Below are 13,561 nucleotides of genomic sequence, written 5' to 3' on the forward strand. Positions count from 1 at the left end.
AGTGCTCTGCATAGAACACTTTTCAACCTCACGGTCATTTTTACTATATGAAATTTAAAAATATTCCTAGAAAAATGATTAATCCAACCCAACGATTGTGACGGAATGCCCAAAAACATACCTGAGGGTTGCGGTCTTTGGTTTTAATTGTTTGATATATAAAATCAAATGCCACTACAACTAAAGCAATAATGGCCCAAGGAAATAAGATATTTTCTAAATATAGCGCTGTACCAATCAAAACAAGACTTATTGCTTGTAAAAGCGCAATAATCTGGATGTCATATCGACCAAAAAGAATAGCTGTAGATTTCACACCAATCTTTAAATCATATTCGCGATCTGTAATTGCATATTGAGTGTCATAAGCCACTGTCCAAGCCAAATTACCAAAATAGAGCAACCAGCAAGTCAGATCCGGAGTTTTACCTACCGCAGTAAAGGCCATTGGAATTGACCATGAAAATGCTGCTCCTAAAAAAACTTGCGGTAAGTTGGTATAGCGTTTCATAAATGGATAAATGAAAGCTAAAAATAATGCTCCAAATGACCAGTAGAAAGTTTCTATGGGTAAAAAGAACAACAAACATGCACTTGCTAAAACAAGACCCAAGAATACATATACTGCTTCTCTGGCTCGAATAACCCCTGTTGCTAACGGACGTGTTTTTGTACGCTCTACATGACCATCTACTTTACGATCAGCAAAGTCATTAATGGCACATCCAGCAGCGCGCATAAAAATGACGCCTAAAATCATGACGAATAAAATACCTAAATTCGGTATTCCTTTTGATGCAACCCAAAGTGCCCACATGGTTGGCCAAAACACCAGTTCAGTACCAATTGGCTTATCAAATCGGCATAGATAATAATAAGCTTCTAAACGCTGACGCCATGTTGTACCTGTTGCAGTCGTCATAGTAATTCCTTGTCGTGCTGCTGATATAAAAAAGCTTCAAAAGCCGGTAAGAATGTTTCTTGAACAATAAATTTACATCCATGCCAAGTATAGCAACTTTGTCGCGTCCAGCCTTCTGGTAAACGAATAATCCGGCGATCACAAAGTGGTGTTGTTCTTTGAAATAAAAAAAGACCTATTGGCTTAGAACCAATATGCTGAAATATACGGGCTTTTTTTTGTAAACTTTGAATGGGAAAAATACTTTTTGCTTTCACCCACGGCTCTACATCACTGCCATATAAATAGGTTTCCCTTACCCAAGAAGTGTGGGTATGGGGCATGTTCATCCATTGACTGTCGGCAAAAGTTAAACGCTGGAAATGTTCTTTGAAAGGCTTTACGCTGAACTTCCCACCACCCAGCTCAGTGAGTTGTTGTGTCAGAGAACCAGACGCATACAACCATGTTTTCAATTCAGGATTTAAAGTCTTTTCCTGCTTAAGTACTGGTTGTCGTTTACGCATAATCTGCTCACATGAAAACTCGCACCTAGTTTACCCCAATTTTTTGATAAAAAACGTAGAGAATTCAATCAACATTCCAAGCAATAAAAAAGCCTGCATAAGCAGGCTTTTTTATGAAGTATGTATTACAGGCTGTAGTACATATCGAATTCAACTGGGTGAGTAGTCGTGTTAAGACGACGTACATCTTCAGTTTTAAGTTCGATATATGCATCAAGCATTTCTTTAGTGAACACGCCGCCTTTTAACAAGAATTCGTGATCTGCTTGAAGTGCTTCAAGAGCCATATCTAGGCTATGAGCAACTGTTGGGATTTTTGCTTCTTCTTCTGGAGGAAGATCATACAAGTTCTTGTCAGCAGCTTCGCCCGGATGGATCTTGTTTTGGATACCGTCGATACCAGCCATTAACAACGCAGCGAAACCTAAGTACGGGTTCATCATTGGGTCTGGGAAACGAGCTTCGATACGTTTACCTTTAGGGTTAGAAACGTAAGGAATACGGATAGACGCAGAACGGTTACGCGCTGAGTAAGCAAGCATAATTGGTGCTTCGAAGTGAGGAACCAAACGCTTGTATGAGTTTGTAGATGGGTTTGTGATTGCATTCAATGCACGAGCGTGCTTGATGATACCACCGATGAAGTACAACGCCATTTCTGAAAGGCCTGCATATTCATCACCAGCAAACAAGTTCTTGCCATCTTTAGAGATAGACATGTGAACATGCATACCAGAACCGTTATCACCTACCATTGGTTTAGGCATAAACGTAGCTGTTTTTGCATATTGATGTGCAACGTTCCAAACAGCATATTTGAACTGTTGAACTTCGTCAGCTTTACGAACAAGGGTATTGAAGCTCACACCAATTTCTAATTGGCAAGAAGCAACTTCGTGGTGGTGTACTTCTACACGACCTGGGCCCATAATGTCTTCAATTTTTGCACACATTTCTGCACGCATATCTTGTGCAGAGTCAACTGGAGGAACTGGGAAGTAACCACCTTTAACACGTGGACGGTGACCTGAGTTACCAGACTCGTAATCTTTACCAGTAGACCAAGCAGCTTCTTCAGCGATTAATGTATGACGAGCGCCAGACATATCGATGTCCCATTTCACTTCGTCAAATACAAAGAATTCTGGCTCTGGACCAAAGAATGCAGTATCACCGATACCTGTAGATTTTAAGTATTCTTCTGCACGGCGAGCAATCGAACGTGGGTCACGTTCATAACCTTGACCAGTTGAAGGTTCAATAACGTCACAAGTCACAACTACTGTTGGCTCAGCAAAGAACGGGTCGATGAAACCAGTTTCTGCATCCGGACGTAAAATCATGTCAGATGCTTCAATACCTTTCCAACCAGCGATTGAAGAACCATCGAACATTTTACCGTCTTCAAAAGTATCTTCATCAATAGAATCAGCTGGGTAAGTTACGTGCTGTTCTTTACCCTTAGTATCAGTAAAGCGAAAATCGACCCATTTTGCGCCACTTTCTTGTATGAGTTGAAGGACCTTGTTCGCCATGCTCATTTTGCTCCAATGAAATTTTGTTGCACTTGTTGAGTGCGTGTTAGTTGCTGGTATTTATTAAGCAATTCTCATACCAACTTTATAAGACTTACCTAAAACATTGAATTACTTATAAGTATTCATGATTTAGGCCCCTTGTCTTGAACCCATTATACTGTTTGCTTGTGTAAATGCACCATATTCACACATTTTCAAATTATGGCATATTTAAATAGCTCATTATTGCCCTAATTTAGTGCAAAATTGTTGCACTGATATAAACCGCTGCATCAATTTCTAACAGTCGTCCATGATCATAATACTTTCTTATATATAATGCTGAGATTCTTATCGGATTACTTGAAAATAATCACTCCTTTGACATCGATCTTCCCCAGTGAGTTCCTTTGGTTTATTTCAGCAACTTAAATTTATGCCTTAAACCATCAGTTAAATGCCTTCTGCTTTAGTTAAAATCTAATAATTATTTTTCATTTTTATGAATTTCTCTAAATAAACGCACTATTTAGTCGCTATCTAAGCAGTTAATAAGACCACATATAGTAGATCTCACATTACTCAGCAAAAAATAAATTTTACTATTCATGTTCTTTTTCATTCACTTTTTTTATACAGGCCAAACTTGCTTTTATTATTAAAAAAAACTAAAAACTATATGCATAAATTTTTGTTATAAATAAACAAACCAAAAGTTATGTTTATAAAAAACTTAAAAGCATTCAAGGATTTGAATAATGAAATATGACTTTGAACAATCGGATAAAGCTTTTTTCGGCCATCCTAAACCATTACAAACGCTATTTTTTACAGAGCTTTGGGAAAGATTTTCTTATTATGGAATCCGGCCCTTACTCGTTCTTTATATGATTGCGATGGTCAATGACGGCGGTCTAGCACTTGATCGACCAACTGCCGCAGCGATTGTTGGATTATTTGCAGGCTCCATGTATTTAATGACCGTTTTTGGGGGTGGGTTGCTGATAACTGGTTAGGCCAAGCACGTGCTGTCTGGTACGGTTCAATTATTATTGCCTTAGGTCACTTATCAATTGCCCTTACATCTGTATTTGATCAATCTTTCTTTTACTTAGGTTTAGTACTGATTGTTTTAGGTACCGGATTATTTAAAACATGTATTTCCGTGATCGTGGGAACACTATATAAAGCCAATGATGCAAGACGTGATGCAGGTTTTTCCATTTTCTATATGGGAATTAACATGGGGTCATTTATTGCCCCACTTATTACAGGGCTTTTGGCGAAAGACCATGGCTGGCATTTAGGCTTTGGTATTGGTGGCATTGGGATGTTAATTGCTTTATTAATTTTCCGTTTTATGGCAATGCCTCAGCTCCAAACATTTAATGAGCTACGCCAAGAAGCTAATAGCTGTAGCAAACCTGTTGTAGAAAATAAAAATGCGCCTAAAATTGTATTTAGCTTTTTATTCGCAGTTGCAGTCGTTATTGCGCTAACCTTCCTCGGTATCATTCACATCAATCCCGTCGCTGTCGCAACCTATTTAACCGTAGGTATTAGCATTGGGATTATTGCTTATTTTGCATATTTACTACTTTTCCTGAATTTAGAGCAACATGAAAAATTTAAAATAATTATTTGCTTCGTTTTATTAGCAGCCTCTGCCCTATTTTGGTCAGCTTTCGAACAAAAACCCACGACTTTTACTTTATTTGCGCAAGATTATACGGACCGTATTGTTTTCGGATTTGAAATCCCAACTGTATGGTTTGAATCAATCAATGCTCTTTTTATTATTATCTTTGCTCCCGTTGCAGCTTGGCTATGGGCGAAGCTAGGTAAAGCGAATAAAGATCCAAGCTATATCAGCAAATTTATTATTGCGTTGTTATTCGCAGCAGGTGGCTTTTTACTTATGTCTCTAGCCAGTCATTTTGCTATTCATGGCGGAGTAGTTTCACCATTTTGGTTAGTCGGTACTTTACTTCTTCTTACCATAGGTGAACTTTGCTTAAGCCCAATTGGCTTATCAACCATGACCAAACTTGCACCTGATGTCATACGTAGTCAAATTATGGGTTTATGGTTTACAGGTACAGCTCTTGGCAACCTTATGGCAGGTTTAATTGGCGGGCAAGTCTCGGCAGATGGTATTAATCATTTACCTAGCCTATTTATGCGCTGTGTATTAGCCTTGGTTATTGGCGCAATCGTGTTATTTTTATTAAAGAAACCAATGAATAAATTAATGGACAAAAGTACCAACAAAGTTCAACCTGATTTGGAAACGATATGAACGACTTAACTGTTCCAGAAAAACTAGCGAAACTTCGTGAACTCATGACCAATCAAAGTATTGATGCTTTGGTTGTCATGAGTGCAGACCCCCATATGTCTGAATATTTACCAGACTATTGGAAAGCAAGGCAGTGGTTAAGCGGTTTTAGTGGCTCTGTTGGCACTTTAGTTGTGACCCAAAACTTTGCAGGACTTTGGGCCGATGGGCGCTATTGGGTACAAGCCGAACAACAACTCGCTGGAACTGGCTTTCAATTACAAAAACTGACCAGTGATGAATCTTCTACACATCTCGCATGGATTGAGAAAAATCTACTGGCTGGTTCGGTTATTTCAGTAAATGGGCAAACACTTTCAATCCAGCAATTTAAAGCGTTGGAAAATACAGCAAAGCAACGTGGCTTTAAGCTTGAAACACAGCAAGATTTAATTGGCTTGATCTGGTCTAATCGTCCAGAACTTCCTTTAGAGCAGATTCATTTAATGCCTGAAGGGTTAAATGCCCTATCTCGTAAAGAAAAAATTCAGGCAATACGCGAAACGTTAAAAACTAAGGCGATTGAAGGACATTTCATTTCATCTTTAGATGATATTGCATGGGTCTTAAATGCACGTGGACAAGATGTAGAATATAACCCTGTATTTCTTTCGCATTTATATATCAGTGCTCAACAGGCTGTTTTATTCATTGATAGTAACAAAGTTGATTTAACTACCCAACAGGCTTTTAAAGCTGATGGCATTGAGATTCGTGACTACGAAGATACAGCTCAGTTTTTATCGAATATTTCTGATGCCTCAGTACTTTTAGATCCAGCCAAAGTCTCGATTTTTCATGAACAAGCCATCGCAAAAGATATTCAGGTTGTCTACGACATCAACCCAAGTACACTTTTTAAATCGCGTAAACATGAAAGCGAAATTGCTCATATCCGTCATGCCATGGTGAAAGATGGTGTTGCCCTTTGCCATTTCTTCAACTGGTTAGAAAAAGCACTTCATCAAGGTCAACGCATTTCAGAACTCACCATTGATGAAAAGATTACGGCTTTCCGTGCTCAACAAGAGGGTTTTATAGGCCCAAGCTTTTCAACGATTGCCGGCTTTAATGCCAATGGTGCTCTACCTCACTACCGTGCAACTGAAGAACATTACTCATTCATTGAAGGCGATGGCCTATTACTCATTGACTCTGGCGGCCAGTATGTTGATGGAACAACGGATATTACCCGTGTTGTTCCTGTAGGAACACCAACAGAGCAACAAAAACGTGACTATACTCTGGTTTTAAAATGTCATATTGCTTTGGCAAAAACGATTTATCCAGAAGGTTTAGCTGCCCCACTACTCGATTCAATTTGTCGCCATACGTTATGGCAATATGGTTTAGATTATCGTCACGGTACAGGTCATGGCGTAGGCTTTGCGCTTAACGTGCATGAAGGACCACAAGTTCTTTCTTATTACGCGCCTATTCATGCCTATAGTAAGTTGCGTGAAGGTATGATTCTTTCCAACGAGCCGGGCTTATACCATGAGGGACAATACGGTATTCGTATTGAGAATCTGGTTGCAAACAGACTTCACTCAGGGTTTGAGAAAACCTACGGCGATTTCTTAGAGTTTGAAACGCTGACCCTTTGCCCGATTCATTTAGATTGTATTGTCGTTGACATGCTAACGGATGAAGAGAAAGACTGGTTAAATGGTTATCATGAAACTGTTCAAGAAAGACTGGCTGAACATTTATCTGGCGATGTTTTAGATTGGTTGATTTATAACACACGTAAGATTTAATCTTCTTGTATGACCAAGGCAGAATAGTTTTTTATTTACAATAGAAGCTTATTCTGCCTTATTTGTACTTATCTATAATTTCAAAAAACCTCACTTTTTAAAGCCGTTTTTTCTGCAAATTTCTAACGAATGAAATAGTTAAACTGGTTACTTCTTTTTTTGCTATATTAGCCCATTAGAAAGCGGCTTCTTATTTTTCAAACCTAAAAAGTCTTTTCTAAACAGTGAGTATGAATGTGAGTAATATTCTAACTACTCATTAAATATATTTTAATTATCATGAGGTTAAGTTCATCATGCTTCTAATGATCGACAATTACGACTCTTTTACCTACAACATCGTCCAGTATTTTGGCGAGTTGAATCAGGAAGTAAAAGTAGTTCGCAATGATCAAGTCACATTAGAGGATATTGAACGATGGCAACCAAAATATCTTGTGATTGGCCCTGGCCCTTGCTCTCCAAGTGAAGCAGGTATTTCAATTCCTGCAATTAATCATTTTGCCGGAAAAATTCCTTTACTTGGGGTGTGTTTAGGCCATCAAAGTATTGGGCAAGCTTTTGGTGGGAAAATTGTAAGAGCCAAAACGGTGATGCACGGACGTTTATCTGACATGTACCACAGCAATAAAGGTATTTTCAGTAATCTTCCTAGCCCTTTCTCAGCAACTCGTTATCATTCATTAGTCATTGATCAAGAAACACTACCTGACTGCCTTGAAGTAACATGCTGGACCAATGAAGCAGATGGCTCAATGGAAGAAATTATGGGCGTTAAACATAAGACACTTCCTGTTGAAGGCGTGCAATTCCATCCGGAATCCATTTTGAGCCAACATGGCCATCAAATCTTTAAAAACTTTTTAGACATCTACGCATAAGTCAGCCGTCAATAGATTGTTTTTAAAGTAATTTGATAAGAACCCTTAATAAAAAAGCCAACTACTATCAGTTGGCTTTTTTATGGCTGAATCAATTACAACTTTAACTGTTGCACAATTGACCCATCTTGTTTTGCTACCAGCGATTCGCAGAGTTGAATACGCTCTTTAGTCTGTTTCAATCCTCTTTCTACCCCGACCAACTCTTTAGTTCGTGGTGCAAAAAAGTCATTTAACTGTGCCGCTTGTTGTTGGGTACATGCTGCCCCACTAAACATTGCAGGGAAACGCCCAGCTGAAGATTTACCTAAACGATCAAACACAGCGTCATGATTTACCTTAAACCAAGACCATAAGCCACCTTGTTCATCTCCATAATTATTGATTGAGTTGACCACGGTACGAACTTCACCAACTTTAACACGCGGGTTTAAAATCAACTGACGGGCTTGTTGGCGCGTTGCTTCTTGATTTGCTGAACCCAAGGCTGTAAGTATTGCAAGACGTTGTGTCGGTTGAGTCACGCGTTGTAACTCTCCAGACAATCGGTCAAAAGCTGGTTGACCTTTTTCTTGTACACGTACAGCTAAAATGGTTGGCAATAATTCAGGTGTTACTTGCGCAAAATTAAGCTGCTTTTGAGCAAATAGAACATCAGACTGTTTTAACAGTTGGGTACGAACTTCAGGAACTTGAATATCTAAAGCAAGAAATCTAACCAACTCACTACGCCATAAACTGTCTTCAGCTGATTCGTCTGTTTTGCTGACATAACCCAACTGATTTAATTTAGGTAAATATAAATTTGCCAAAACTTTTCTAAAATGCTCACGTTCAGCTTCTGTTTTCAATACATGACGATGAATGGTACTTAACTGGGAAAACAGCGCTGTACTAATTTGTCGGCTATTTGAATTGGCAAATTTCTTCGCAGCATCTACGACAGCCAACAAATTAATATCGCCGTGGTTAAAAGCAGCTGAAATCGCATAGGCATAAGCCAACTGTTCAGTGTTAGAAAGCTTTTCTGTAGCGGCAGTCAGACGAGTAAACTCTTTTTGTGGCAAACTAAATTGGTAGTATCCCGCCGCATCTGCATTTGGTATATACCAGCTGTCAAGGCTGGCACCTTTGAGTTCAATTTTGGCTTCTGCTTGGTCTACCAATTCACATTGCACTTTACTACCTGCATTTGGAACTTCATAACGTACACATAATGGTACACCCCAGAGGCTTCTTGCATCACCTTTTGAGCCCACAGGTAAATAACGGCTTTGCTTCACATTTAAAAAGACTTTATTGCCTTCTTGCTGTAGTGAAGTATTGAGTAAAGGTACACCCGGTTGATCAAGGAAACTTTTCATCGCTCTAGTAAAGCGCTCACCTTGTCCAGACTGCTCTGCTAAAGCGCTAATTAAATCATTGGCTGTCGCATTACCATATTGGTGCTTATTAATATAATTGCGCACCCCTTGTTTGAATTTTTCTTCACCCAAATAGCTTTCAAACATATTTAAAACAGCCGCACCTTTTTGATACGTGATACCATCAAAAGCAGTTTGAATATCGGCATTACTTAAAATAGGCTGGCGAATACGGCGCACACTCACCAAGCTATCACTTTTCATCGCATCTGCGGTGTCTGTAATACGTTCTAGGTCAGCATTAAATTCAGGATGTAATTTTTGAGTAATTTTACTTTGCATCCATGTGGCAAAAGATTCATTTAGCCACAAATCATCCCACCACGGCATCGTGACGACATCACCGAACCATTGATGCGCCAACTCATGTGCATTGACATTAAATGAATTCTGTACAAAAAAAACTGGCGAGTCCTTATCTAATAACATCAAGTAGTCTCTAAAAGTAATTAACCCCGGGTTCTCCATTGCCCCAGCAGCAAAGTCTGGTGCTGCAAGTAAGTCGAGCTTGTCAAATGGATAACCAAAGGCAAAATAATCTTCTAAAGTTTTTAAAATGGCTGGCGTTTCAGATAAGGCTTGCTGCATTTTTTCAGCTTTAGCATCGGGCGCAATACCACGTAACTGGATCGGCTGCTTACGCCATGAAGTTGCTCCAATATCAGGTCCTTTTTGTAATTGCCACGGCCCGACAGCCAATGCAAGTAAATATGTTGGTAGTGGTTTGGTTTGTGCAAAACTGAGTGTTTTCCAACCCGACTTCTCTGCTTGCTCCGACGTTTGTTGGGTATTGGCAAACCCTGAATATTTGCTTGGAATCGTCAAACGAATATTAAACGGCGTTTTAAAACGTGGTTCATCAAATGATGGGAATGACTGGCGTGCACTAATTGCTTCCATTTGCGTCATCACATAAGGTTTACCCTCAAACTCGATTTTATAAATACCATCGAGCTGCTGGTCATACGCCGCATTAAAATCTAGAACGAGTTGATACTGTCCTGCGGGCAAGGTTTTGGCAAATTTAATTTTACTCACCCCATCTATTTCAGAGGCTTGCTCATATTTTGCCTTGGTTTTAATACCCTCTGCCGATGTAATATTCACATCTTTAACCGTTAAATATTTACCATGAATCCAGATGTGATCTGTGGCTTGAGCCAGCTTTAAATGAATAGTGGTTTTACCAGTATAGCCTTTTTGTGCAGGATCAATCTTAAAATCTAAATCATAAGATTCGGGTACGACCCACTCGGGTAATTTACCAATCGGGATTTGTTCACTGTTATTCGATGCAAAAATTTGAGTTGCCGATAAAGATAATAATGTTGTAAGTAGCAATCTTTTTTTAAATGAAGGCTTGACCAGCATAAGGGGTTTTATCCTCTGTAGTTTTAAATAAAAAGATGCAGCAAATGCTGTACCACTTCGCTGCATCCATACATCATTCTTAGAATTTATAGTTAAACTCCAACCAACCTTGACGGCCGAATGGTGAATATGATCCTACCGGATAATACGGCCAACCGCCTGTGTCATCTCGTTTCACTTTGTCAAACAAGTTATTAATAATGATTGAAGCAGAAGCTTTTGGAGAGATTTGATAAGTACCACTCCAGTTCACCAAATACGTTGGACTTAGGTAAGCAGTTTGGTCGCCGTTTGGAATTTTGCCATAACGATTAACTAATACTGTTGATGCCCAATCACCAAAGCTCCAGCTGAGACTGGTATTAAAACGGTCACGCCAATCAGGAATGGTTAAATCTTTTAAGTAGTCATCTTTCTCGCCATCTTTTGATTGTTGATATTCATGTTCTAGTACACGGCTATAATTGATCGTCCAGAGAAAGTTACCAAAGCTGTCTGTTTTCCAGCGCCATCTGCTAGTGAAATCAATCCCGCGGGTATGGTCTGATGCAGCATTAATCGGAACAATATTAATATTCTTAATTACATTTGGATCGACAACTGCATTTGCAGGGTTACGCTCCACACGTGCTAATGCATCAATACAGGCTGCAGAGTTAATATCTTGGTTGCCTAAACGACAATCTGCTTCCAAACGTAGAATTTTGTCCGCACTTAAGTTGGTCACAAGATTATCAATTTTGATATCCCAGTAATCGATGCTGATATCAAATTTATTGGTTGGCGACCAAACAAATCCTACACCATAAGATTTACCCTCTTCAGGTTTCAGCTCTTTGTTTCCGGTTAAAGTGTAGTTCGCCCCAGGTGCGTAATCTTTAAAAGTACATTTATCTAAAGGTTGTCCCGTTTGGCTACAACGTAAATAGTCAGTCGTACTTGCGAAATAACCTTTTTGTTGATTTAAAAACAGATAGTTCATATCTGGTGCACGAAAGCTGGTCGCGTAATTACCACGCACCAATAATGTCGGATGTGGTCTAAACTCGAGACCCGAACCGAAAGTTAGCTTATCAATGCTGTTATCTGACAAAGCATAACGGTCATAGCGTCCGGACAGGGTTAAATTTAACGGTTTTGCTAAAGGTAAGAATAATTCTGCACCAAGTGCTTGGCGTGTACGAGTACCACTATATTCTCCACTAGAACTCGTATTATAAAACTCACCATTTTCAACTGCCTGATCTGGCTTAATCGAAAAGCCTTGACGCCCAATTTCAGCCACTGCTGCAAGTTTGGCAGTTCCCGCAGGTAACTTAAACACATCACCATTCGCACTTAAGGTTAAACTTTGTGCCCACGATTTATCTTTTTCTTTTGTTGTGCCCGAAATACTTTCAAATTCACTTGCTGTTAGTGGTCGACTTAAACGATCTAAATGAGGGGAATAAATAGGAATACCATCTGCATCTGTACCAAGTTGCTGACCTAAGAAGTACTCATCCACATTCGAACGTAATAAGCCTTGACGGTTTAGCTGACTAGTATAAATGGAACCATTATAGGCTGCTTCATAACTCCAGCTCGTCTCTCCAATATCGCCTCGAATTCCAAAATTTAAGTTAGAAGAAAGTTCTTTCCATTTTTTATTTATTCGTTCTACCCCACCTAATTCTTCAGGTGCAAAACGGCGATTCCAAATTTCATAATTTCCCGAATCTTGATTTAGGAAATAACCACTCGTTGCAGCTAAAGAAGTCCATGTCGGACTACGGGTATTATTTTCAATTTGGTTTGCCCCAATCAAAAAATCTGCAAATAATTGGGTTTTATCATTTAACTCATAATCTAAACCGAGATAACCATTTTGGCTGCGGTTTTGGGTCTGAACCGTCCAATAAGTTGGCCGTGCCAAACCACTGGCACAATTGTCCGCCCCTGCTTGTCCAATATTATTGACTGATCCGTTAAATAAACCATTAAAGGCCTGACATCCACCAATAGAAAGGTATTTACCAGTATCGGCATTTTTACGGCCCACAATCGTGTCTGGTTTTTCTCCCAAACGAGTTCGGCTCTTCATAAAATCCCGATCGGCTGCCCATATCGGTTCACGGCCGCTGAGTTCAACCCCATAAACCAGACTAAGCTTGTCTAAAGTTTTACTACCACTTAGTTGTAAACGTAAATTTTCACCACCTTCTTTGGTTCCACCTGCCTTAATATTAAATTGAGTACCGTCTGTTTTCTTTTTCAGAATAATATTTACCACACCTGCAATTGCATCTGAACCATAAATTGCAGAAGCGCCACCGTTTAATATTTCAATACGGTCAATAATGGCAGTTGGAATATTGGCTAAGTTCACGAAATTGACAGAACCGTCGTACGGTACAGGATAGTCTGCAACCCGATGTCCATTAATTAAAGTCAAAGTATGATTGGGTCCCAGACCTCGCAAACTAATGGCGTTCGCTGCAGGTGTAAAAGTATTTCCATAATCGGCACCTTGCACAAAACCAGTGTTTTGCGTCAGGTTATTGAGTGCGTCAAATGCATTACTAAAACCTTGTTTTTCAATATCAGCTGCGGTAATGACGGTCACACTGGTCGGGCCATCTTTTTGTGCTTTTGAAATCCGAGAACCTGTCACCGCAACACGAACTACTTTATCTGGTTTAGCTTGGTTTTGTGTTTGCTCTACGGTTTCTTGCGCATAGCTTTTTAATGGATGAAACAGTGCAACAAATACAAAAATAAATGAGCGCTTATTTTTTAAAGCCCCTACATATTTCAAGTTATTTAAATACATATTTATTAATAGACAAAATAAAGATCGCCC

General features: G+C 39.3%; 7 protein-coding genes and 1 pseudogene. 3 read left to right on the forward strand and 5 right to left on the reverse strand.

The window, feature by feature from the left end:
• Window positions 1-43: 43 nt before the first annotated feature.
• From ubiA to glnA, 3 genes are all read right to left on the reverse strand, one after another.
• Window positions 44-922 (reverse strand): 4-hydroxybenzoate octaprenyltransferase, encoded by an 879-nt coding sequence (ubiA, locus tag GO593_RS00995; RefSeq protein WP_000205472.1) that lies wholly within the window; start codon window positions 920-922, stop codon window positions 44-46.
• Complete coding sequence (locus GO593_RS01000; protein ID WP_001231790.1) at window positions 919-1,428, reverse strand: chorismate--pyruvate lyase family protein; 510 nt, start codon at window positions 1,426-1,428, stop codon at window positions 919-921. Before GO593_RS01000 ends, ubiA begins: the two co-directional genes overlap by 4 nt.
• Before the next feature lie 125 nt (window positions 1,429-1,553).
• Window positions 1,554-2,969: a type I glutamate--ammonia ligase gene (gene glnA, locus GO593_RS01005; protein WP_000061267.1), complete on the reverse strand. Its 1,416-nt coding sequence runs from the start codon at window positions 2,967-2,969 to the stop codon at window positions 1,554-1,556.
• A 734-nt stretch (window positions 2,970-3,703) separates the two neighbouring features.
• On the opposite strand from glnA, the pseudogene GO593_RS01010 reads away from it, so the two are divergent.
• The 3 genes and pseudogenes from GO593_RS01010 to GO593_RS01020 all read left to right on the forward strand — a co-directional run bounded on the left by GO593_RS01010 (window position 3,704) and on the right by GO593_RS01020 (window position 7,924).
• Window positions 3,704-5,244: pseudogene (locus GO593_RS01010) on the forward strand (peptide MFS transporter).
• Window positions 5,241-7,043: an aminopeptidase P family protein gene (locus tag GO593_RS01015; RefSeq protein ID WP_000999143.1), complete on the forward strand. Its 1,803-nt coding sequence runs from the start codon at window positions 5,241-5,243 to the stop codon at window positions 7,041-7,043. The pseudogene GO593_RS01010 and the gene GO593_RS01015 overlap by 4 nt, the downstream one beginning before the upstream one ends.
• 296 nt (window positions 7,044-7,339) lie before the next feature.
• Complete coding sequence (locus tag GO593_RS01020) at window positions 7,340-7,924, forward strand: anthranilate synthase component II (protein ID WP_000925673.1); 585 nt, start codon at window positions 7,340-7,342, stop codon at window positions 7,922-7,924.
• 95 nt (window positions 7,925-8,019) lie between these two features.
• Here GO593_RS01020 and GO593_RS01025 read toward each other — a convergent pair whose 3' ends face one another.
• Both GO593_RS01025 and GO593_RS01030 read right to left on the reverse strand, forming a co-directional pair.
• Complete coding sequence (locus GO593_RS01025) at window positions 8,020-10,785, reverse strand: M1 family metallopeptidase (RefSeq protein WP_001189801.1); 2,766 nt, start codon at window positions 10,783-10,785, stop codon at window positions 8,020-8,022.
• A 13-nt stretch (window positions 10,786-10,798) separates the two neighbouring features.
• Entirely contained in the window at window positions 10,799-13,531 is a 2,733-nt protein-coding gene (locus GO593_RS01030) for a TonB-dependent receptor plug domain-containing protein (protein ID WP_000281151.1), read from the reverse strand.
• Between the last annotated feature and the right edge of the window lie 30 nt (window positions 13,532-13,561).

This window comes from Acinetobacter baumannii (genome assembly GCF_009759685.1).
Classification (GTDB): domain Bacteria; phylum Pseudomonadota; class Gammaproteobacteria; order Pseudomonadales; family Moraxellaceae; genus Acinetobacter; species Acinetobacter baumannii.

Excerpts from the sequence above, each read along its gene's own strand:
- ubiA (WP_000205472.1), bottom strand. The coding sequence starts at position 922 with ATGACGACTGCAACAGGTACAACATGGCGTCAGCGTTTAGAAGCTTAT.
- GO593_RS01000 (WP_001231790.1), bottom strand. The coding sequence starts at position 1,428 with ATGCGTAAACGACAACCAGTACTTAAGCAGGAAAAGACTTTAAATCCT.
- glnA (WP_000061267.1), bottom strand. The coding sequence starts at position 2,969 with ATGAGCATGGCGAACAAGGTCCTTCAACTCATACAAGAAAGTGGCGCA.
- GO593_RS01015 (WP_000999143.1), top strand. The coding sequence starts at position 5,241 with ATGAACGACTTAACTGTTCCAGAAAAACTAGCGAAACTTCGTGAACTC.
- GO593_RS01020 (WP_000925673.1), top strand. The coding sequence starts at position 7,340 with ATGCTTCTAATGATCGACAATTACGACTCTTTTACCTACAACATCGTC.
- GO593_RS01025 (WP_001189801.1), bottom strand. The coding sequence starts at position 10,785 with ATGCAGCGAAGTGGTACAGCATTTGCTGCATCTTTTTATTTAAAACTA.
- GO593_RS01030 (WP_000281151.1), bottom strand. The coding sequence starts at position 13,531 with ATGTATTTAAATAACTTGAAATATGTAGGGGCTTTAAAAAATAAGCGC.